The sequence below is a fragment of the Mesorhizobium sp. M0317 genome, assembly GCF_040321555.1.
Taxonomy (GTDB): Bacteria; Pseudomonadota; Alphaproteobacteria; order Rhizobiales; family Rhizobiaceae; genus Mesorhizobium.
The window spans coordinates 113,902-136,037 of sequence record NZ_JAMYRV010000002.1 but is presented as its reverse complement, the minus strand read 5'-3'; the positions used below and the strand labels follow the sequence as shown (position 1 = coordinate 136,037).

Below are 22,136 nucleotides of genomic sequence, written 5' to 3'. Positions count from 1 at the left end.
TCAGTTCCGACTAGTGCTTGTCGCCCAAAAGTGCGAAGCGGTTTTGGGACAACGACTTGCACAAAAGCAACAACCTTCGGCTCAGCTCTTGCTGGCCTTTTCCTTCACTGCCGAAACGGTCTCGTCCGGGCGGTGCTCGACGGTGCGCTTGTCTTCGGCGGTATCGTCGTCGGCCATGCCCTTCTTGAAGCTCTTGATGCCCTTGGCCATGTCGCCCATCAGCTCGGGTATCTTGCCGCGGCCGAACACCAGCAGCACGATCACCAGCACGATCATCCAGTGCCAAATCGAAAATGAACCCATTGTAACTCTCTCTCGAATGTTTTCCCTGGCGATGATCTATGCGTTTTCGCGTTGGGATTCAAACACAACAGCGACAAAGTTTATGAAGGCGCGGCTTATGTCACCCATTTTCGGCAAAGCTGCCCGCTACCAATCGGCGCATCTACCGCAGCAATGCAGCTTTTTGACAGCGGCTTGCGGTCAATCTTCCGTGACGCGCGGCGTCAGCAGGCCGAGTTCCTCGAGATCGATGTCGGTCAACGCATCCTCGTCCTCGGTCAGCGCGTCCGGATCGGCCGGCGGCAACGGGATGGCGAAATTCGACGGCATGCGGCCGGAAAGCAGCCCTGCCCCCTTCAGTTCGTCCATCCCGGGAAGATCGCGGATCTCCTCCAGTGCGAAATGGTCGAGGAAAGTGTCTGTCGTGCCGTAGGTGACGGGACGGCCGGGCGTGCGGCGGCGGCCGCGCATGCGCACCCATTCCGTTTCGAGCAGCGTATCCAGCGTGCCCTTCGAGGTCTCGACGCCTCTGATGTCCTCGATCTCGGCGCGCGTCACCGGCTGGTGGTAGGCGATGATCGCCAGCACTTCGAGCGCGGCGCGCGACAGCTTGCGCTGCTGCACCGTGTCGCGGCTCATCAGGAAGGCGAGATCGCCGGCGGTACGGAACGCCCAGGCATCGCCGACCCGAACCAGATTGACGCCGCGCCGCGCATAGATCTGCTGCAGCTCAGCCATGGCAGCGGCAATGCTGATGCCATCGGGCAATCTGGCTGCGAGCTGCTTTTCGCTGACCGGCTCGGCGCTGGCGAACACGATCGCCTCGGCCATGCGTATGGCTTCGGCCATATGCAGCCGTTCGCCAGGATTCAGAAGCAGGGTATCAGTCGGGTCCTGGGCGATAATGCCCTCCTCGGTCTCTTCTTCGACCTTGAACGGAATGACCGAAGCGTTGGCGCGTTCGCTCATGATGCCACCTCGACTGCCTTGATTGGCTGCGCGCGGCCGCGCAGATAGAGCGGCGCGAACACCTGGTCCTGCCGCATCTCGATGCTGCCTTCGCGCACCAGTTCCAGCGACGCCGCAAACGAGCTGGCAATCGCGGTACGCCGTTCGTCCGGGCTGGTCAGGTAATTGATCAGATAGCTGTCCAGCGCCGTCCAGTCGCGCAGCGAGCCGATCAGCCGGGTCAGGATATCGCGCGCATCCTTGAGCGACCACACGCCACGCCGGGCAATTGTCACATTGGTGATCGCCTGTTTCTGGCGCTGCTGCGCATAGGCGGTGAGCAAATCGTAGAGCGAGGCCGAATAGGCGTTACGCTTCTCGACGATGACCATTTCAGGCATCCCGCGTGCAAACACGTCGCGGCCGAGCCGGTTGCGGTTGACCAGCCTTGCCGAGGCGTCGCGCATGGCCTCCAGACGCTTCAGCCGGAACTGCAGCACCGCGGCCAGTTCCTCGCCGCTTTCGCCTTCTTCGCCGGGCTGCTTGGGGATGAGGAGCTTCGACTTGAGGAAGGCCAGCCACGCCGCCATCACCAGGTAGTCGGCGGCAAGCTCAAGCCTCAGCGCCCTCGCCGTCTCGACGAAGGTCAGATATTGCTCGACCAGCGCCAAGATGGAAATCCGCGACAGATCGACCTTTTGGTTGCGGGCGAGATGCAGCAAGAGGTCGAGCGGACCTTCGAACCCGGCGACGTCGACGACAAGCGACGGGTCGCCGGTGACTCGTGAATCGTCGTTCTCGGCCCACAGACGGTCCATCGGTGCGGCCTTCGCAGCCTTGCTGTCCAATGTCTCCGCCACTTGTTCCTTACCTCTGGTTAGAGCATGATACCGAAAAGTGTGAAGCGGTTTTCGGACGACATCATGCTCTCTCTGTCTAATTTAGAGACGGATTCAGATTTCAGGTCGAACAGACCTGAAATCATCCGTCTCTAGGCCACCGCGTCGAAATAGGTGGCAAACTCGGCGCGTATCTCGGTTTCGTCGGCCCGGTCGCGATCCCTTATATAGGTCAGCGCCCGCTTGGCGCGCTCCAGCGACGTCCCTTCAAGTCCCGTGGTTCGCGATGCGATGCCGGCCATCTCCTCGAAAACGCCATTGCAGTGAAGGACCAGATCGCAGCCCGCCGCAAGGATCGAGGCCGCCTTTGTCGGGAAATCCCCAGAAAGTGCCTTCATCGAGGTGTCGTCGCTCATCAACAGCCCGTCGAAGCCGATCTCGCGGCGGATGATCTCGTCGATGACCTTGCCCGACGTGGTCGCCGGGTTGTTCGGATCGATGGCGCTGTAGACGACATGCGCCGTCATCGCCATCGGCAGATGGCTAAGCTCGCGGAACGGGGCGAAATCATGCCGCTGCAGGTCGCTCAGCGAGGCATCGACCACAGGCAGTTCGAAATGCGTGTCGGCAAAGGCGCGCCCATGGCCCGGAATGTGCTTCATGACCGGCAGCACGCCGCCCGACATCAGCCCTTCCGCTGCCGCGCGGCCGAGTTCGATGACCGGGCGCGGCTCCTTGCCATAGGCGCGCGCGCCGATGACGTCGCTGGCGCCCTCGATCGGCACGTCCAGCACCGGCAGGCAATCGGCCGAGATACCGTAGCGCAACAGGTCGAAGGCGTGCAGCCGCGCCATCAGCCAGGCAGCGCGGGTGCCGGCATCATGGTCCTTGCGCCACAATGCGCCGAGCGCGCCGCCGGCGGGATAGTTCGGCGCCAGCGGCGGCCGCAGGCGCTGCACCCGGCCACCTTCCTGGTCGATGAACACCAGCGCATCGGGGCGCCCGATACAGTCGCGCATTTCGGCAACCAGATCGCGGATCTGCTCCGTTTCGCCGATGTTGCGGGCAAACAGGATGAAGCCCCACGGGCATTCATTGCGGTAGAAACGGATTTCTTCGCGGGTCAGCGATTTCCCGGCACAGCCGAGGATCATGGATTTTGATTCGGTCATTCCGCCAGTTTAGGGCTTCGCGCCGCCAAAGGGAATCTCCCCGGACGGCAAGCGCCTCAACCTCTCGCCCATCCACATGAAAAAGCCGGCGCGACCCTTGGGAACGCGCCGGCTCTGATAGTTGGATCCGGCCTTACCGCGACACGAAGCAGTTGCCGCCGGCAGCCTTGTAGCTGGTGCACAGATTGATCGCATCGTTGCGAGACTGCGCAGGCACCCGGACACGGTAGAAGGTGCCCTTGCCGGCGATCTCCGCCTTGACGATGTTGGCGGTGCGACCGGCGAGCACATTTCCATAGCGGCGCTGCAGGTCGGCGTAGTTGGCCTGGGCGCTTTCGACCGTCGGCTGCGAAGCGATCTGCATCGACCACGAACCGCCCGATGTCGAAGCCGTCGCCGGAATGGAGGCAACCTGGTCGGGCTTGACCTCGCCGACCACGTCGACCGGCTGGTCGGACGGGCGCTGCGGCGCCACGGCAACCGTCTGCGGCGTGTTGGCGGACTGGGTCTCAGCCTTCGGCGCAGCCGCCGGCTTCACCGGCTTGACCGGCTTGGCGGTCTCGGCACTTGCCTGGTCGCTATCTGCCTGATCGACAGGCGCCACGGTGCCGGTCTGCTCGGCATCGGCCGAAGGGGCGACGTGCTGCGGCGCCGGGTCAAGCGGCTCAGTCGCCGCAACCTGTGGCGCGGCCGGCGTCGAGTCCTCGCGGGCCACCAACGAGCCGTCGGGCTTGACCACCATGGTCCGCACCTTGCGCGGGGCGACGGCGACCGTATCGGGGTTCTTCTCGGCTTCCTGCAGCACCTGCGCGATGCGGTCCTCGGACTTTGGCGCCGGCGCGACAGCCGCGTCGGGGTTGACGGCAGCTTCGGGGTTGCCGGCAGCGTCGGGGCCTGGGGCAGCGTCGGTATCGTCGGGCGACAGATCGACGACGCGGCTTTCAGGCTCCTGCGCCTTCACATCGACCGGCTCTTCGGTGTTGGTGACCAGCTTCTCCTGAACCGGCTCGGCCGGCTTGGTGCCCTTGGCGACCGCATCATAAACCTTGTTGTCCTGGTTCGGCACCACGGCGCCGCCCGGATTTTCGGGCTTGACCTTGATCGGCCTGTTGTCGGCTTTGACAATGACCGGCGCATCGCTGCCGCCCTTGCCGCCGAACGACAAGGCGAAGGCGCCAAGGCCGCCGGCAATCGCAACCGCAGCAACGACCCCCGCGACCAGCAGGCCGCTCCTGCGCGGTCGTGCGGCTTCCTGCTCGGCGAGGCCCGGCACCGCCATCGACTCGTCCAGATCCGGATCGTAGTCGAGTTCGTCGACCGCGAAATCGTCGGCCTGCGAAACCGGCTGGCTGCCGGGCAGATCGTCCATGTCGAAGCCGCCGGCGGCATCGGCGTGGTGAGCTTGCGTGGCTGAAAGCACTTCGGCTGGCCGCGCCGCATAGGCGCGCTGGTCGAGCTCGTGGCCCGAACTGAAGCCGGAACTGTAGGAATCGTCATCATAGCCGGCACTGCGTGCGGCAGTGGGCGGCGCCACTTCCACCGCGTTCATCTCGTTGAGCATGCCGGCGAATTCGGCGTCGATGTCGTCATAGGCGGCGGGCTCGTCTTGCTCGAAGCTGAGTTCTGGAATGTCGAGGTCGTCGGCAATCGCCACGACACGCTCCGGCACATCGACCGTCTCGACATCCGGCATCTCGTCATAGGCCTGAGGCGGCGCCTGGCGCGATGGCGTCGGCGCGACATAGGCAGCAGCGGCAACCGGCTGGTCGAGATAGCTTGGCGCTGCCGCTGGCGGCATGGACGGCTTTTCTGCAAAAGAAGCTTGCGGCTGCGCTGCAAAAGAAGGTTGCGGCTGCGCTGCAAAGGAAGGCTGGGCCGGGGTGGGAGTCACGCGGCTCCACGAACGCGCCGGCTCCGGCGGCGTCGAGCGCCAATCGCCAGCGACCGGTGCTGCCGTATCGTCATGACCGAGATCGATGCCCTTGGCCAGTGCCGCGTCGAATGCGTGATCATCGAACTCGATCTCGGGCACATGGCCTTCAAGTTCGCCGGCAAGCAGATCGTCGAAATCGGCATCGTCCGCCTGGGCCTCCTGAGGAGCCGGCGCGTGTTCGTCCAGGTCCCAGTCGAGATTATCGACCGGAGCGACCGGCGTCGCGACGGACCGCTGCACCGGGGCAACCGGCTCATAAGTCCTGGTGGGCTCGATGGCGGCAGCCCTGGTGGGCTCGGTGACCACCGGAATCGGGGCGACTGGCGCCGGGCGTGGTGTGGTCATGGCGCCAAGCAGCGCGTTGAGTTCATCTTCCAACGTCCGTTCGTCAGCGACCGGAGCGGCCGGGGTCGCCATATTGGTAGGCGCCACATAGGCTGGTGCGACCGGAGTTGGCTGAACCGGAGCGGGTGCGGTCTCGGCCACCGGCTCGTGATCGGCAAGCGCATCATCGATGCTCAGATCGAAATCGTCGAATGCTTCGTGCGCAGTCTCATGAGAGGGGCTGGCCTCCACGGTCCAGGCCGGCGTCTCGTCCACTTCCGGCGCATCCATCTCAACCGGCGCGCTGACCTGCAGATCGCTGACATCCAGATCGCGCTCTTCCGGATCCTCGGCCTCAACAAGCTGAGCCTCGAAAGCCTGAGGCTCGAAATGCTCGGCTGCAAAATCCTGGGCTGCAAAATCCTGAGCTGCAAAGTCCATGTCGACATCGGCCATCGCGTCATCGAAATGAACCGCAAAATCCTCGTCGGCAACAGCGTGGTCGGCGGCGCCGACGGCGTCGAAGGTATGGATCGGCGCCTCGGCTACTGGCGCGGCATACTGGTCCTGCGCCGGCGCAGGACCGTCCAGCGTCAGCTCGTCTTCCAGCGACATCGAGACGGCATTGTCGAAATCATCGTCGAACGCGAGATCGTCGGCAGGCGCAGCAGCAACCTGCGCGACATCTGCGGCATGGGCGACCGTCGCGCCGTCATCGAGCAGCAACCCCTGCTCGAGCGAAGCGGCAAGGTCGTCATCCATCGGCAGGTCGTCTTCGAGCGGCGATACGTTTTCCAGCGAGCTGGCGACGGCATTGTCGAAATCATCGTCGAATGCAGCTTCGTCGAATGCGGGCTCGGCAAACGAAGGTTCGGCAAACGAGGGTTCAACGGGAGCAGCCGCAGCCTGCGGGGCAGCGCCGAAATCCAGATCGGCGGCATCGTCGAAGACGAAATCATATTCCAGCGAAGCAGCCAGCGCATCGTCCATCGCGGCATCGGTGGTTTCGAAAGCCGGCTCGCGAATCTCGGCAGCAGGTTCGTAGGGCTCAGCGGCAGGCTGGTGAACCTCGGGAGCTGGTTGGCTGGCCTCCATGGAACCGACTTCATCGCCGAATTCGCCCATCAACTCCTTCTCGAGGTCGATGTCGAAATCGCCCTCGTCCGCAGCCGTCTCGACGGCTGGCGCCTGCGGCTTGACCGGCTGGCGCGGATCGAAACCCATGATCCTGGTCAGTTCAGCGAACGGATCATCTTCGGCGATGTCGTTGTTGTCGGCTACTCTCAGCTGGGTTCTGTCTGCCATTATTGTTCCCGAACTCGCACTCATTCGGACGCCATGGACGTCGCGTAGGGTTGGCCCTTACCAGCGCAATGTGGGCAAATGGTGACAGGTGTTTTAGTTAAACCTAACGCATCTCAGTGGGCGCATCAGCCCCAATCAGCGTCAGGCCGGAGGTCAAAACATCCGAAACAGCCTGCACCAGCCCTAGTCTGGCATGAGTCAATTGTCGGTCGTTAACCTTAACAAAACGTAAGTCGGGATTCTCGGTGCCCCGATTCCAGTGTCCATGGAAGCTGGAAGCCAGATCGTAGAGGTAGAATGCCAGCCGGTGCGGCTCCAGCGCAAGGGCTGCGGATTCGATCAGCCTTGGATATTCAGCCAGCTTCCGGATCAGGCCGATCTCGCCCTCGTCGGTGAGCGACGCCGAGGCCGCGGCCAGGCTGTTGCGGTCGAAATTGGCCTCGCCCAGTTGCTCGCTCGCCTGCCGGAACACCGAATGACAGCGCGCCGAAGCGTACTGCACGTAGAACACGGGATTGTCCTTGGACTGTTCGGTGACCTTGGCGAAATCGAAGTCGAGCGGCGCGTCGCTCTTGCGGTAGAGCATCATGAAGCGGATAGCATCGCGGCCCACCTCCTCCACCGCTTCGCGCAAGGTCACGAAGTCGCCCGACCGCTTCGACATCCGAACCGGTTCGCCATCGCGAAACAGCTTCACCAGATTGCACAGGAGCACCGTGAGTTGCAGCTTCAGATCATCGCCTGCAATCGCCCGCGCCAGCGCTTCCAGCCGCTTGACGTAGCCGCCATGGTCGGCGCCCAGCACATAGATCAGGCCGACGAAACCGCGGTCGACCTTGTCCTTGAGATAGGCGACGTCGGCGGCGAAATAGGTGAACGAGCCGTCGGACTTGACCAGCGCCCGGTCCATGTCGTCGCCGACCGCCGTCGAGCGGAACAGCGTCTGCTCGCGGTCTTCCCAGTCGTCCGGCTTCTCGCCCTTGGGCGGCGGCAGCTTGCCCTTGTAGATATGGCCCTTCAGCGTCAGATCGTTGATCGCCGAGCGGATCCTCCTGGCATTGTCGGCATGCAGCGTGCGCTCGGAGAAGAAAACGTCGTGATGCACATTGAGCAACGCCAGATCCTCGCGGATCATCACCATCATGGCGTCGATCGTGCGGTCCTTGACGATTGCCAGCGCCTCATCGTCGGGCATCTGCAAGAGCTTGCGGCCAAATTCGGCAGCCAGCGCCTGACCGACCGGCACAAGGTAATCGCCGGGATAGAGACCGGCCGGTATCTCGCCAATGTCGTCGCCCAGCGCTTCGCGGTAGCGCAGGAAGGCCGAACGCCCGAGCACGTCGATCTGCGCGCCGGCGTCGTTGATGATGTATTCCTTGGTGACGTCATAGCCGGCGAAGGCCATCAGATTTGCAAGCGTGTCGCCGACAACCGCGCCCCGGCAATGGCCGACATGCATCGGCCCGGTCGGATTGGCCGAGACATATTCGACATTGGTCTTCTTGCCGCCACCAATGGTCGAGCGGCCGTAGTTTTGCCCCTCGCCGAGCACCGCGGTCAGATGTGCCTGCCAGAAAGCGTCCTTGAGCCGGAGATTGACGAAGCCGGGACCGGCGACGTCGGCTTCGGCAACATCGGCGTCGCTGCGCAGCACTTCCACCAGCCGCTCGGCCAGCGCGCGCGGGTTCTGCCCGGTGGGCTTGGCCAGTACCATCGCCGCATTGGTGGCGAGATCGCCATGGCTGGCGTCGCGCGGCGGCTCGACGGCGATGCGCGACAGGTCGGGCGAAACGCCATTACTGTCTTTCAAATCAAGCGCTTCGACGGCTTTTGTGATTCGCGCGCTGAAATCGGCGAAGATGTTCATGGGTCTTGCTCTGGCGGACTGTGCAGGGGAACCGGCTCATTGGCCGGCAAATCGCGCCCGCCCTAGCTTAAATCGGGCGTATGGTCAAACAGACGGCGGTGTTCCTTCAAGGCGTAGGTATCCGTCATCCCCGCCAGGAAATCGGCGACGCTGCGCGCCTTGATGCGGTCCTCCGCCCGGTCGAGCCCCTCCCGCCAGCCGTCCGGCATGGCGCGCGGATCGGCGAAATAGACATCGAACAGGTCGCGCACGATCTGCTCGGCCTGAGTGCGAACGCGCATCACCTCGTCATGCCGGTAGAGATGCTTGTAGAGAAAGGTCTTCAATTCCTTCTCGGTCGCCGCCACGTCAGCGGAAAAGGTCACCATCGTTTCGCCCGCCGCCCGCACCGCTTCGGCGCTGTCAGGCTTGATGCGCTCAAGATTGGCGGTGGTGGAAACAATGACATCCTCGACCATCATCGTGATCTGCCGGCGCATCAGCTCATGGCCGGTGCGCACATCGTCCAGGCCCGGATAGCGCGCGCGCACGCTTGCCAGGATCGATCCCGGCAGCGCCACCGTTTCCAGCATGTCCAAGGTCAGGAAGCCGGAGCGCAGGCCGTCGTCGATGTCATGGGTGTTGTAGGCGATATCGTCGGCGATCGCAGCACATTGCGCCTCGATGCCGGCGAAATGGTCGAGTTCGAGGTCGTGCAGCTCGGAATAGTCGCGGATCGCCTGCGGCACCGGGCCTTTGAGCCCTTTTCCCTTGGCATCTGTCAGGGGCCCATTGTGCTTGACCAGCCCTTCCAGCGTTTCCCAGGTCAGGTTTAGCCCGTCGAACTCGGCATAGCGCCGCTCCAGCCGCGTCACCACGCGCAGCGACTGCGCATTGTGGTCGAAGCCGCCCCATTGGGCCATCCGCTCGTTCAGCGCGTCCTCGCCGGTATGGCCGAACGGCGTGTGACCGAAATCGTGCACCAAGGCGACCGCCTCGGCCAGATCCTCGTCGCCGCGCAGCGCTCGCGCCAGAGCCCGCGCAATCTGCGCGACCTCGATCGAATGCGTCAGCCGGGTGCGATAGTGGTCGCCTTCATGGGCGACGAACACCTGCGTCTTGTGCTTCAGGCGGCGGAAGGCAGTCGAATGAATGATACGGTCGCGGTCGCGCTGGAATGGCGTGCGAGTCGGGCTCTCGACCTCGTCATAGAGCCGCCCGCGCGACCTGGCTGGGTCGCTGGCATAGGCCGCGCGCGGCCGATAGCCGAACCCAATGTCGCCAAGCTCATTTGTCATGGCTGATGCCGCCGCAGTTGACTTGCCCCTTCCCGCTTCATACCTATCATGTGAAACCGAAAGCAAGGTGACGCCCATGGGCGCTGATGCCAAGACTGCCATGAAAGTCGAGATGACCGAGTCCGCCGCCAGGCGGATCGCGAAAATCGTCTCGGGCGAGGTCGGCAAGACGGCGCTGCGCGTCTCCGTAGAGGGCGGCGGCTGCTCCGGCTTTTCCTACAAGTTCGACCTGGTCGATGCGCGCAACGACGACGACGTCGCCATCGAAAAGGACGGCGCCACCGTGCTGATCGACGATTTGTCGCTGGTCTATATGGGCGGCTCGGTGATCGACTTCGTCGACGATCTGATGGGCCAATCGTTCCAGATCCGCAACCCCAATGCAGTCGCCTCCTGCGGCTGCGGCACCAGTTTCTCCATCTAGGCAGATGTCCGGCGTCGGCCCGGTCCGTCAGGTCGCACTGTCGGCCGGGCGCGATCTCGACGTGACGCTGGCCTTCTGGCGCGATGTGCTCGGCCTCAACGTTCACGCCCGCTACGATCCGCCGGGCATCGCCTTCATCATTGCCGGTGATATCAGGTTGCTGTTCACCGATGGCGTTCCGGCCGGCACCGTCTATCTCGATATAGCCGGGCTCGAAGCCTTCCACGCCGAGGCGAAAGCGTCCGGCGTTCCCTTCACCGCACCGCCGGCGCTCGTCCACAACGACACCGAAGGCACGTTCGGAACGGCGGGGGAAAGCGAGTGGATGGCCTTTCTAAAGGACCCGGCAGGCAATACGATCGGGCTTGTCGAACGTCTTTCGCCCGAACATCCCTGAGGCCGCCCATGAAAATCGTCACCTGGAACATAAACGGCATTCGCGCCCGCATCGGCAACCTCACCCACTGGCTGAGCGAAAGCCAGCCCGACATCGTCTGCCTGCAGGAGATCAAGTCGGTCGACGAGCAGTTCCCGCGCGCCGAGATCGAGGCGCTTGGCTACAACGTGGAAACCCATGGCCAGAAGGGCTTTAACGGCGTCGCCCTGCTGTCGAAACATCCGTTCGACGAGGTCATCAGAGGCCTGCCAGGCGACGACACTGATGAGCAGGCGCGCTTCATCGAGGGCGTGTTCTCGACCGACCGGGGCGCGCTGCGCGTCGCCTCGCTCTATCTGCCCAACGGCAATCCCATCGATGACGAGAAGAAGTTTCCCTACAAGCTGACCTGGATGGAACGGCTGCATCGCTGGGCCGAGCAGCGGCTGCTTCTGGAGGAGGCGCTGGTGCTGGCCGGCGACTACAATGTCATCCCCGAGCCGGTCGATGCGCGCTTCCCCGACAACTGGCTTGGCGATGCGCTGTTCCAGCCGCAGACCCGGCAGGCCTTCCGGCGGCTGAAGAATCTCGGCTTTACAGAGGCGGTGCGCGCCGTCACCGATGCGGCCGACGTCTACACCTTCTGGGACTACCAGGCCGGCGCCTGGCAGAAGAACAACGGCATCCGCATCGACCATCTGCTGTTGTCGCCCGAAGCGGCCAACCGCTTTTCCTCGGCCTCAATCGAAAAGCATGTGCGCGCCTGGGAAAAGCCTTCCGACCATGTGCCGGTGGCGATCGATCTGGCGCTGCTGCCGGCCTGATATCAGCCGAAACCCTGATATCGCCACAATCGCGCCATTCAGTCAGAGATCAGCATGGCGGCTGGGGTTGCATGGCACTACGATTCCTCCTTTGCCCGATCGGCCTGGCATTTGCCATGGCCTCCCCTGCAGCGGCACTTGCCGACCAGCAGTGCCTGGCCAATGGCAAGTCCTACCAGGTCGGCCAGGTCACCTGCCTGACGGTTTCAGACAAGAGCCATATGGCCCGCTGCGACCTGGTGCTCAACAACACCTCATGGACCAAGATCGGCGATACCTGTCCCGACAGCACGATTAAGCCGCATCTGCACGTCACGCCGATCTCGATGCCGGTGCACAGAGCGGTGCCGGCGGAACTCACCGAGAACTGATGGATGTGAGCTAATCTCCCCCCTTGAGGGGGAGATTGGCAATTTCACTGGTCGTCACCACCCTTGGTGAGAAGATCGTCGGCAAGCGAAATCGCCGTGCGGCGGTCGGCTTCGCCGGCGGCGGCAAATGCCTCTTCCTGCATGCCGCGGATCCACGGCTGGTCGCTCGGCGAGGCGCGTTCGAGCGCGGCGGTCATCATGGCCAGCCCGCGCACGATCTTGCCGCTCTGGAACAGAAGATTGCCGAGCGTCGCCTGGGCGCCGGCATGGCCCTTTTCGGCAGCGAGCTGGAACCAGCGACCGGCCTGCTTGACGCTGGCCTTCACGCCGCCCTCGCCCTTCAGGAACATCTGGCCCATCTCGAACTGGGCGTTCGGATTGCGGTAGTTGGCGGCCGCACGCATGTAATATTCCTGCGCCGCGACCTCGTTTTCCTCGACCGGGCTACCGGGAATGCCTGTCCTGAGATAGTCGCCCAACGCCACCAGCGCGTCGGAGACATAGCTTTCCTCCGGCGACCCCGGCTCGACATCCTGATCGACGATCTCGGAGAAGAACTTGAACGCCGCATAGTCGTCGCGCGTCACGCCGTCGCCTTCGGCATACATGCGCGCGAGCTTCCAGGTGGCGCCGATCTGGCCGTTTTCGGCGGCGTATTTATAGGCCTCGACCGCCTGTTCCTTGTGGCCGCTCTTGTAGGCGGAGAAGCCGAACTGGAACACGGCCCATGGGCTCGATTGCGGCTTCACGCCGGTCTTGTCGTCGAACACCTTGTCGTCGAAGGCCATGGCCTGGCCCACGGCGCCAAAGATCGCAACAGCGACCAGTGCCGGAAGGACAGACGACCTCAACAACTCAGATATCCGCATAGCAATGTGTTTCTTTGGCACCGCCGGGATGGGTGACCGCGCCGTCGCGGGCTGGCCCTACCGTCTGTGCATATTTCCAGATCGCGCCCGACTGATAGTCGGTCGTGCGCGCCTTCCAGGCCTTCGCCCTCGTTGCCAGTTCAGCCTCGGACAGGTCGACCTCGATCGTGCCTTTGGTTGCGTCAATCGAGATCACGTCGCCATCCTTCAGCAGTCCGATCGGGCCGCCCACGGCAGCTTCGGGCCCGACATGGCCGATGCAGAAACCGCGCGTCGCGCCCGAAAAACGACCGTCGGTGATGAGGGCGACCTTGCCGCCCATGCCCTGGCCGTAGAGCGCCGCCGTCGTCGACAGCATCTCGCGCATGCCCGGGCCGCCGCGCGGACCTTCGTAACGGATGACGAGAACCTCGCCTTCCCGGTAGTTGCGGTGCGTGACCGCCTCGAAACATTCCTCTTCCGAATCGAAACACCGTGCCGGACCTGAGAATTTCAGCTCCGTCATGCCCGCGACCTTCACGATCGCGCCTTCGGGGGCAAGGTTGCCCTTCAAGCCCACGACACCGCCGGTTTGGGTGATTGGTCGGTTGGCGGGACGGACCACATCCTGGCTATCATTCCAGGCAACATGCTCCATGTTTTCGGCCAAAGTACGGCCAGTCACGGTCATGCAGTCGCCATGGAGATAGCCGTGGTCGAGCAGCGTCTTCATCAACAGCGGAATGCCGCCGGCCTCGAACATGTCCTTGGCGACATATTTGCCGCCCGGCTTGAGGTCGGCGATGTAAGGCGTCTTCTCGAAAATCGCGGCAACGTCGAACAGGTCGAACTTGATGCCTGCCTCATGCGCGATCGCCGGCAGGTGCAAAGCCGCATTGGTCGAGCCGCCGGTGGCCGAAACCACGGTCGCCGCATTCTCCAGCGCCTTCAGCGTGACGACGTCGCGCGGCCGGATGTTCTTGGCGATCAGCTCCATGATCTTTTCGCCGGAGGCGAAATTGAAGCGGTCGCGCATCTCGTAAGGCGCCGGCGCGCCGCAGGAGTACGGCAGCGCCAGGCCGATCGCCTCGGCGACGGTGGCCATGGTGTTGGCTGTGAACTGGGCCCCGCAGGAGCCGGCGGACGGACACGCCGCCTGCTCGATCTCGAGCAGTTCGGCATCGCTGACCGTGCCGACCGAATGCTGGCCGACTGCTTCGAACACGTCCTGCACAGTGATCTGGCGGCCGCGATAGGAGCCCGGCAGGATCGAGCCGCCATAGATGAAGATCGACGGCACGTTGAGCCGCACCATGGCCATCATCATGCCGGGCAGCGACTTGTCGCAGCCGGCAAGGCCGACCAGCGCATCGTAGCAATGGCCGCGCATGGTGAGTTCGACCGAGTCGGCAATGACATCGCGCGACACCAGCGACGACTTCATGCCCTGGTGGCCCATGGCGATACCGTCGGTGACGGTGATGGTGCAGAATTCGCGCGGCGTGCCGTTGGCGGCCGCGACGCCTTTCTTGACCACTTGCGCCTGGCGCATCAGCGAGATGTTGCAAGGTGCCGCCTCATTCCAGCAGGAAGCAACGCCGACCAGCGGCTGCGCGATCTCGGCTGCCGACAACCCCATCGCATAGAGATACGAACGATGCGGCGCACGCGCCGGACCAACGGTCACATGGCGGCTAGGCAGCTTGGCCTTGGAGATGACTTTGGCGTCCATTCTCTTCCTTGCCGCGGGCGGTGCGGCCTGCCCCATCGCCGAGCCTTCTGGCGCGTGTCCCGAGACAAATTCGAGGTGCGCCGGGTTTATGGCGGGAAATGGGCAATTTGGTCGAGCGGGACCGTAGCGCGGGGGTTGATCGGAAACTGTTGCCAAAACGTCACAATTACGAGAGGTGAAAGTGATGCGACGGATTTGCAACGCTGGCGCCTGTCGGCACGACATGGCGCTGTTCTCCAAAAGAAAAAGGCCGGGCAGTGCCCGGCCTTTTGTCTTCAATTTGAAAGGCTTACCACTTCACCTTCAACGAGGTCGAAACTGCGGAGACCAGATCGTTGCCGAAGTCTGCTGTGTAATCTGTACCGTAGGTGACGCCATCTTCGCCCACGACTGGATGGATCGATCCGCTCGTAAGAACACCCAGTGCCCCCCCAAGACGTACCTCGATGTTCTGGGTCGGCGTGTAAGCCACGCCACCGCTGACCGTCCAGGTATCGGTCTGAGCGCTGAGGCCCGTGCTGGTGCCACGATCCCAGGTCAGAACGGCAGCGCCGCTCCACTGGTCATTGAACTTGTGGCCGATACCGCCGGAAACCGTCCAGCCGTCGCGGTAGAGCAAATCAAGCGAGGTGGCGCGGGTGGGGCCTGTCGTGGTGCAGGCACCCGGGGCAGCCGTCGGGCAGAATGGTATGCTCTGCAATACGCTCCAATTCACCCACTTGATCGAACCGAATGCCAGCCATCCCGGCGCTACGCCTGACTGCAGCTTCAGTTCGAGCGAGTCCGGCACCTGCGAGGAACCGCTAACATCGGTAATCTTGCCCAAAAGCGGGTTGCCCGGAAGAGGAACCTCGGTCAGATCGAGCGTTCCGTCCAAATTATTGAGCTTGACCGCCGAGTTGTACACTAGGCTGGCGCGCAGCGCGATATCCGGAATCTCGTACGCAATACCAGCGCGCCATCCATAACCGTCGCCCTTGAGATCGAGACGGCCTATGCCGGTACCGATGCCAAGCAACCCTGGAATTGGCGACACCAACTGTTCCTTGTAGCCCGAGACGTCCTCGTGGAACACGCCACCGATGAAACGAAACTGTCCTTTGCCCAGATCCATCTTGTACGAGCAGGTTCCGCCTACAGCTTCACTCTTGACCTTGGTGACGACATTGCCGTTCGCGCCGGCCCAATTGGCGCCGGGATTGCTATACGCACCGATCGGTTGGCCGTAGTCGATAAGGCAATCGACGGGGCCTACACCAGCCTTGAAGCCGACGCTCGGTACCCAATAGCTTTCGGTATCACGGGCGCTGCTGGAGTATCCCATGGCGCTAAGATCGCTACCACCTGTAAGCGGGTTCGGATCTATGTCCTTCACATTCTTCAGGTCACGCTGTGGCATCACATAGGTGCCGGTAATTTCGCCGGTGACCTGCGCCGGATCGAACAGCAGATCGATGTCATAGCCACCGCGCTCCAGACCGCCGGCATGTACGGAACCGATCAAGCCCAGCGAAAAACACCCCGCCCCCAGCAGTGTTTTAAAACGCAAATTGTTCATGGATGTCCTCCCCGAAATTCCAGTGCGTCAAGCTAGAACCAATTCGGGTTAACGGTGCAACAATGAATTGATATAGCGTACATGTACGCACTTGCAGAACGCATTTCGGACAAAGTGGCGACCCGCGCAAGCATGCCGGAAAATGGCCATTTGAGCGGCAATCGGCGCAAAAAATCATGAAAAACCGCTCTAAACAGTATAAAACGCGGATGTTTTACCGGCATTAGGCCCCATTGTTACATTAAGGCAACAATGGGGCGCAAACTTTCCGTTTACGTCAACATTAACGTTACGGAATGCCTGTTTTTCGGGCACAAGACTGCCTTGACGCCGTTCCCAGGCATCGCGAACCGGCGCTCAGCCGGCGTCGCGCACCCGGGTCAACGCCACCGAAAGCTTCTCCTGCTGATCGCGGTATTCCGCGAGCTTTTCACGCTCGGCTGCGACGATCTCTTCCGGCGCGCTGGCGACGAACCGTTCGTTCGACAGCTTCTTGTGCAGCCGCGCGATTTCCTCGGTCACCTTGGCCAGTTCCTTCTGCAGCCGCGCCGCCTCGGCGGAGAGATCGATCAGGCTGCCGAGCGGCAGGCAGATCGTCGCCTCGTTGAGCACGATCTGGGCCGAGCCCTTGGGCGCGGCGTCCTGCAGCGAGATGTCGCCGACCCGCGCCAGCCGCTGGATGGCGGACGCATGGCGATCCAGCCTCTGCTGGGTCTCGACGCTGGCGCCAACCACCACCAACGGCGCGATCGCCGCCGGCGGCACGTTCATTTCAGAGCGCACCGAGCGGATGCCGGAGACCAGATCGACCAGCCAGTTGATGTCGGCGGCTGCATCGGCGTCCTCGAAGTCCGGTGATGGCCAGGCGGCGTGGCAAAGCAGCGTTGCGCGCGTCCTGCCCTCACCTGCCGTCTGCGCCCACAGCTCCTCGGTCATGAACGGCATCATGGGGTGAAGCAGCTTGTAGATCTCGTCGAGCACGAAGGCGACGCAGGCACGGCTTTCGGCCTTGGCAGCCTCGTCCGTGCCCATAAACACCGGCTTCAGCAGTTCCAGATACCAGTCGCAGAACAGGTTCCAGACGAAGCGGTAGGCGGCGCCCGCTGCTTCGTTGAAGCGGTAGCCGGTGATGCCCTCGGTGATCGCGCGCGACGCCCTGGTCAGCTCGGTCAGGATCCAGCGATTGACCGGCAGCTTGGCGTCGTTCAGCCAGAAATCGTCATTGCGCGCGACCTCGTTCATCTCGGCAAAGCGTGTCGCGTTCCACAGCTTGGTGCCGAAATTGCGGTAGCCGGCGATGCGCGCCGGATCGAGTTTCACGTCGCGCCCCTGCGCCGCCATCACCGTCAGCGTGAAGCGCAGTGCATCGGCGCCAAACTCGTCGATGAGGTCGAGCGGATCGATGACGTTGCCTTTCGACTTCGACATCTTCTGCCCGTTCTTGTCGCGCACCAGCGCATGCACATAGACGGTGTGGAACGGCTCCTCGTGCATGAAATGCAGGCCCATCATCATCATCCGGGCGACCCAGAAGAAGATGATGTCGAAACCGGTCACCAGCACGTCGGTCTGGTAATAGGTCTTCAGCTCCGGCGTGTGATCCGGCCAGCCCAGTGTCGAGAACGGCCACAGTGCGGACGAGAACCAGGTGTCGAGCACATCCTCGTCGCGGCTCAGGATTTCGCCCGGCTTGAAGGTCTCGAGCTTGTCCTCGACCCAGGCCTTCCACGGGCCTTCCAGCGCCAGATAATATTCAATCGCGGCGCCCAGCGCCTCTTCCTCGGTCTTCTCGACGAAGACGCGGCCGTCCGGCCCGTACCAGGCCGGGATCTGATGACCCCACCACAGCTGGCGTGAAATACACCAGGGCTGAATGTTCTCCATCCAGTCAAAATAGGTCTTTTCCCAGTTCTTCGGCACGAAGTTGGTACGGCCTTCACGCACCGATGCGATCGCCGGCTTGGCGAGCTCGGCGGCGTTTGCATACCACTGCTCGGTCAGAAACGGCTCGATCGGCACGCCGCCGCGGTCGCCATGCGGCACGGCGTGGCGGTGCGGCTCGATCTTGTCGAGGAAGCCGCCGGTCTCCATCAGCTCGACGATTTTCTTGCGCGCGACGAAACGGTCGAGACCGTCGAGCTCGTCCCAGACGGCCTGACGCTCCGGCGTCACGTCGAGCCCGGCGAGAAAATCCTCATTATCCCTGAGCGTTATTGCCGCCTCGATGGTCAGGATGTTGATCGCCGGCAGCCTGTGGCGCTTGCCGACCTCGAAATCGTTGAAGTCGTGCGCCGGCGTGATCTTGACCGCGCCGGAACCCTTTTCCGGGTCGGAATACTCGTCAGCCACAACCGGGATTTTCCGGCCGACGATCGGCAGCACGACATTTTTCCCGACCAGATGCCGGTAGCGCTCGTCGTCCGGGTGCACGGCAACCGCCGTATCGCCAAGCATCGTCTCGGGCCGTGTCGTCGCCACGGTAATGAAGGTCGCCGAATTTTCCGGATCGAAAGTCTCGCCTTCGATCGGATAGCGGAAGTGCCAGAGATTGCCGTTGATCTCCTGGGGCTCGACCTCCAGGTCGGAGATCGCCGTCAACAGCTTCGGGTCCCAGTTCACAAGGCGCTTGTCCTTGTAGATCAGCCCTTCCTTGTAGAGGCTGACGAATACTTCGAGCACGGCCTTGGACAGGCCTTCATCCATGGTAAAACGTTCGCGCGACCAGTCCGCCGAGGCGCCGAGCCGCTTCAGCTGGTTGAAGATGGCGCCGCCGGACTCGGCCTTCCACTCCCAGACCTTCTCGATGAACTCCTCGCGGGTGAGATCGCGGCGATGGATCTGTTTCTCCATCAGCTGGCGCTCGACCACCATCTGCGTGGCGATGCCGGCATGGTCCATGCCCGGCTGCCACAGCACGTTCTTGCCGCGCATGCGCTCAAAGCGCACGAGTATGTCCTGCAGCGTGTTGTTGAGTGCGTGGCCCATATGCAGCGAGCCGGTGACGTTGGGCGGCGGGATGACGATGGTAAAGGCCTCGGCCCCCTCTTCCGCACCTGCGCCGGCGCGAAATGCGTCCGCCTCTTCCCAGATTTTGGCGATCTTGGGTTCGACGGTCTTGGCGTCGTAGGTCTTTTCAAGCATGGGAAAGTGGTCCGCGCGGTCGGGAGTTTTGCTGACCCGGTGTAAATCGGAAGGTTTTGGCCAAGTCAACCGCGAGGGCTGCCTCAGTCCTTCAACGCAAATAGGCGGGGCCCTGGTCATTTCAACGGGAAGGCCATGCCCGCACCTTCATCGTCAGCGATCCCGACGGGAAGCTGATCGCATTCGCGACATCAGCCGGACGCTGGCCTGCAGCGAGAAAGCGCCGCCCGAAGGCGGCGCTTTAATCCGGAACGGGCTGTGGTGATGCCTATTGCGCGCCGCGCGCGACGCGCTCGATTTCTTCGCGTACCAGGCGCTCGACCAGCGTCGGCAGGTTGTTGTCCAGCCAGTCCTGCAGCATCGGCCGCAGCATCTCCTCGGCCATCTCGTCGAAGGTCTTCTTGCTGCGGCTGGCGAAGGCGTCGGAGAGCTCGCCGAAGGCGGCTGCGACCTGCCGTCCCGTATGTTCCGAAACGATCGCCGGACGGGCCGGGGTTGTATCGGCCGGGCGCGCGTGCTCGCTGCGCGAAGGACGAGGCTCGAAAGCCGGCTCGGCAGCGAGATCGTCTTCGAAAGCCTCGACCTCCGCGATTGCTGCCTGCCGATTTTCAGTCTCTGGCTGCCTGATCTCCGGCTGCCTGATCTCGGGCCGCCGTACTGTGTCAGCCGGTTTTGCCTGATTGCCAACGGCCGCGATTTCGCGGCGCCAATCCGTGACGATCGAGTCGGTGGTTTCCGCCTTTGCCCGCACTGCAGCTTCTGCCCTGACGGCGGGAGCTGGCTCACTGGCTATCCTGGCGCTCACTTCCGCCAGGGTCATCGGAGCATGCGCGGGTGGCGCGGCGGTCGTGGCATTTGCCGCAATGGCCGGCTTCACTGGCGACGGCTCGGAGCGCGGCTCCAGCCGCGCAACCACCGGCTCGGCCAGTTGGGCCTGCACCTCGGCCAGCGTCACCGGCTTCTTGCTTTCGGTCGAGCTGTGCAATTCGCTGCGGAAGGCCTCGACATCCGAAACAGGCCCGGCGGCCGGCACAAGGTCCTGGCGCAACTCATCCGCGTCGCCCTTGCGGCCGGTGTCGCTGTCTTCGATGATCCTCCTGATGGAAGCCAGTATTTCTTCCATGGAAGGTTCGCGCTGTGCGCTGCTTGCCGTCGCCATCGTCACATCCGCCGCCCCCGCGCATGATCCCGAAAATCGATCTTCGATTTTCGAAGAGGATCAGGCGCAAAATCAAAGTTCTACAGCCTCCTTTGCGCATCCATCGGACGCGTGGCGCTGTAGTGACCCGTTCCTGGATTCCTGTCCGGCAAAGCCGGATACGAATCATGGCGACAGCGTAGCCGACGGATCGCCATCCGAGAATCCCCAATCTCGGAAGACGCCGGATTTCAACAATTTAGGCTACAAAAGACAAACGCCGCGCATCCTTGGGAAGCGCGGCGCTACGATACTTTCAATCTTGGCGGGATTTGAACCGCTCAGTCGCGATCAACGACCGTCCGGCGTACGCAGCCCGATCCATTTGTCCTTGACGGCTCTGTAGTGCTCTTCAGGCTTGTACTTCACCACATTCAACGCCAGGCGATCGGCCGACAGGCGGCCCATGGCCGACAGGATGGCGTAGCTCGCTACAACCACATCGCGCTCGGAGCTGGCGAGGTCGATCTTTGCCGAGATGACGGCGTTCTGGGCATTCAACACGTCGAGCGTGGTGCGCTGTCCGACATTGCGCTCCTCGATGACGCCGTTGAGCGCCAACTGTGCGGCCGCGATCACCTGCCGATTAGCGTCGACGCTTTCACGCGCTGCGATGTATTGCGTCCATGCCGAGGTCACGGCCTGGCGCACCGAGTCACGGCTGACATCCACCTCGATGCGAGCCTGGCTGAGCGATTCCTTCGACTGACGAACGAGTGCGGAGGTACGGCCGCCCGAATAGATCGGAACGGTCAGCGTCGCGCCGACGGTGGCGGCATTGGAATCGCCGTCCGAATCCCCCGCGCCAGGTACGGTATTTTGATAGGCATGGGAAAGGCCGGCACTGGCAGTCAACTGCGGCAGCAACGCACCCTCCTGCGTCTTTACATCAAATCCGGCTGCATCGACGGAATGTAGGGCGGCCAGGATGGCCGGATGCTCGTTCGATGCAATGCCGATCGCCGCCTCGAGACTCCTCGGCAACAGCTTCGCCAACGGCGACGCGGCCTTGAGCTTGCCCGGCTCGTCACCGACGATCTGATGATAGGTTGCCGCACTGGCCAGAGCCTGCGCACGGGCGGCACTCAATTGCGCCACCGCGGCCGAACGCGACGCGTCGGCCTGCGCCACATCGGTGCGCGTGCCCTCGCCGACCTCGAAGCGCGAGCGTGCCGCGCGCGCCTGCTCGGTCAGGAACTGCAGATTCTGTTCGGTCAGCACCGCCACCTGGCGATCGCGAATCACGTCCATATAGGCGCTCGCCGCATTGAACAGCGTGTTCTCTTCGGTGTTGCGCAGGCCCTCGACCGAGGCCCTCACCTGTGCAGCGGCCGACGCGACCCTGTTCTTGGTCTGGAAGCCGTCGAACAGCGTCTGATCAATCCGAACGCCGAAGCTGCCGGTGGTCAATGCCAGGCTCGCGTTCCTGCCGTTTAGGTGCCTGGAGGTGTAATCGATATCAGCCGAACCAGTGATCACCGGGCGATAGCCCGACTTGGCGATCGCCACGCCCTCATCGGTGACGCGCACGCCGGCACGGGCCGAATTCAGCGAGGAATTGTTCTGGTAGGCCTTGGAAAGCGCGCCGAGAATGGTTTCCGCCGAGGCGGCTATCGGCGAAAGCGCTGTCGCGGAAATGAGGACAGTAACAAACAAACTCTTGGCTAAGGACGGCACTTTATATCCCTCATTCGTTTTGCACGGGAACCACGCCACG

General features: G+C 62.9%; 17 protein-coding genes. 4 read left to right on the top strand and 13 right to left on the bottom strand.

What is annotated here, in order from left to right:
• Positions 1-81: 81 nt before the first annotated feature.
• From NKI88_RS02960 to NKI88_RS02930, 7 genes are all read right to left on the bottom strand, one after another.
• On the bottom strand, positions 82-303 hold the full coding sequence (locus tag NKI88_RS02960) for a twin-arginine translocase TatA/TatE family subunit (protein WP_023681650.1): 222 nt from the start codon (positions 301-303) through the stop codon (positions 82-84).
• A 180-nt stretch (positions 304-483) separates the two neighbouring features.
• Positions 484-1,251, bottom strand: a complete 768-nt coding sequence (gene scpB, locus NKI88_RS02955; protein ID WP_023667689.1) for an SMC-Scp complex subunit ScpB — start codon at positions 1,249-1,251, stop codon at positions 484-486.
• Entirely contained in the window at positions 1,248-2,048 is an 801-nt protein-coding gene (locus tag NKI88_RS02950) for a segregation and condensation protein A (RefSeq protein WP_023667690.1), read from the bottom strand. The genes scpB and NKI88_RS02950 overlap by 4 nt, the downstream gene beginning before the upstream one ends.
• A gap of 173 nt (positions 2,049-2,221) precedes the next feature.
• Entirely contained in the window at positions 2,222-3,241 is a 1,020-nt protein-coding gene (nagZ, locus tag NKI88_RS02945) for a beta-N-acetylhexosaminidase (protein ID WP_023681654.1), read from the bottom strand.
• 133 nt (positions 3,242-3,374) lie between these two features.
• Positions 3,375-6,803: an SPOR domain-containing protein gene (locus tag NKI88_RS02940; protein ID WP_352653694.1), complete on the bottom strand. Its 3,429-nt coding sequence runs from the start codon at positions 6,801-6,803 to the stop codon at positions 3,375-3,377.
• A gap of 103 nt (positions 6,804-6,906) precedes the next feature.
• Complete coding sequence (gene argS / locus NKI88_RS02935; RefSeq protein ID WP_352653693.1) at positions 6,907-8,670, bottom strand: arginine--tRNA ligase; 1,764 nt, start codon at positions 8,668-8,670, stop codon at positions 6,907-6,909.
• A 62-nt stretch (positions 8,671-8,732) separates the two neighbouring features.
• Positions 8,733-9,947 carry a deoxyguanosinetriphosphate triphosphohydrolase gene (locus NKI88_RS02930; protein ID WP_023739017.1) on the bottom strand — a complete coding sequence of 405 codons (1,215 nt, stop codon included), beginning with the start codon at positions 9,945-9,947 and terminating at the stop codon, positions 8,733-8,735.
• 76 nt (positions 9,948-10,023) lie between these two features.
• Here NKI88_RS02930 and erpA point away from each other — a divergent pair, with 76 nt between their 5' ends.
• From erpA to NKI88_RS02910, 4 genes are all read left to right on the top strand, one after another.
• The gene (gene erpA / locus NKI88_RS02925) at positions 10,024-10,371 is read left to right on the top strand and encodes an iron-sulfur cluster insertion protein ErpA (RefSeq protein WP_352653692.1); all 348 of its coding nucleotides are present in this window, start codon (positions 10,024-10,026) and stop codon (positions 10,369-10,371) included.
• 4 nt (positions 10,372-10,375) lie between these two features.
• Positions 10,376-10,768, top strand: a complete 393-nt coding sequence (locus NKI88_RS02920) for a VOC family protein (RefSeq protein WP_352653691.1) — start codon at positions 10,376-10,378, stop codon at positions 10,766-10,768.
• Positions 10,769-10,776: 8 nt separating this feature from the next.
• Positions 10,777-11,571, top strand: a complete 795-nt coding sequence (xth, locus tag NKI88_RS02915) for an exodeoxyribonuclease III (RefSeq protein ID WP_352653690.1) — start codon at positions 10,777-10,779, stop codon at positions 11,569-11,571.
• Positions 11,572-11,687: 116 nt separating this feature from the next.
• Positions 11,688-11,942, top strand: a complete 255-nt coding sequence (locus NKI88_RS02910; protein ID WP_245259994.1) for a hypothetical protein — start codon at positions 11,688-11,690, stop codon at positions 11,940-11,942.
• A gap of 44 nt (positions 11,943-11,986) precedes the next feature.
• On the opposite strand, the gene NKI88_RS02905 is transcribed toward NKI88_RS02910, so the two are convergent.
• From NKI88_RS02905 to NKI88_RS02880, 6 genes are all read right to left on the bottom strand, one after another.
• Positions 11,987-12,811, bottom strand: coding sequence for a tetratricopeptide repeat protein (locus NKI88_RS02905; RefSeq protein ID WP_023714413.1), 825 nt, complete (start codon positions 12,809-12,811; stop codon positions 11,987-11,989).
• A complete protein-coding gene (gene ilvD, locus NKI88_RS02900; RefSeq protein WP_023706010.1) occupies positions 12,798-14,522 on the bottom strand; it encodes a dihydroxy-acid dehydratase in 1,725 nt (574 codons plus the stop codon). The genes NKI88_RS02905 and ilvD overlap by 14 nt, the downstream gene beginning before the upstream one ends.
• 289 nt (positions 14,523-14,811) lie before the next feature.
• Positions 14,812-16,080 carry an OmpP1/FadL family transporter gene (locus tag NKI88_RS02895; RefSeq protein WP_352653689.1) on the bottom strand — a complete coding sequence of 423 codons (1,269 nt, stop codon included), beginning with the start codon at positions 16,078-16,080 and terminating at the stop codon, positions 14,812-14,814.
• A gap of 357 nt (positions 16,081-16,437) precedes the next feature.
• The gene (locus NKI88_RS02890) at positions 16,438-19,221 is read right to left on the bottom strand and encodes a valine--tRNA ligase (RefSeq protein ID WP_352653688.1); all 2,784 of its coding nucleotides are present in this window, start codon (positions 19,219-19,221) and stop codon (positions 16,438-16,440) included.
• 268 nt (positions 19,222-19,489) lie between these two features.
• On the bottom strand, positions 19,490-20,380 hold the full coding sequence (locus tag NKI88_RS02885; protein WP_352653687.1) for a PopZ family protein: 891 nt from the start codon (positions 20,378-20,380) through the stop codon (positions 19,490-19,492).
• A gap of 330 nt (positions 20,381-20,710) precedes the next feature.
• Positions 20,711-22,096, bottom strand: coding sequence for a TolC family outer membrane protein (locus NKI88_RS02880; RefSeq protein ID WP_352653686.1), 1,386 nt, complete (start codon positions 22,094-22,096; stop codon positions 20,711-20,713).
• Positions 22,097-22,136 lie beyond the last annotated feature (40 nt).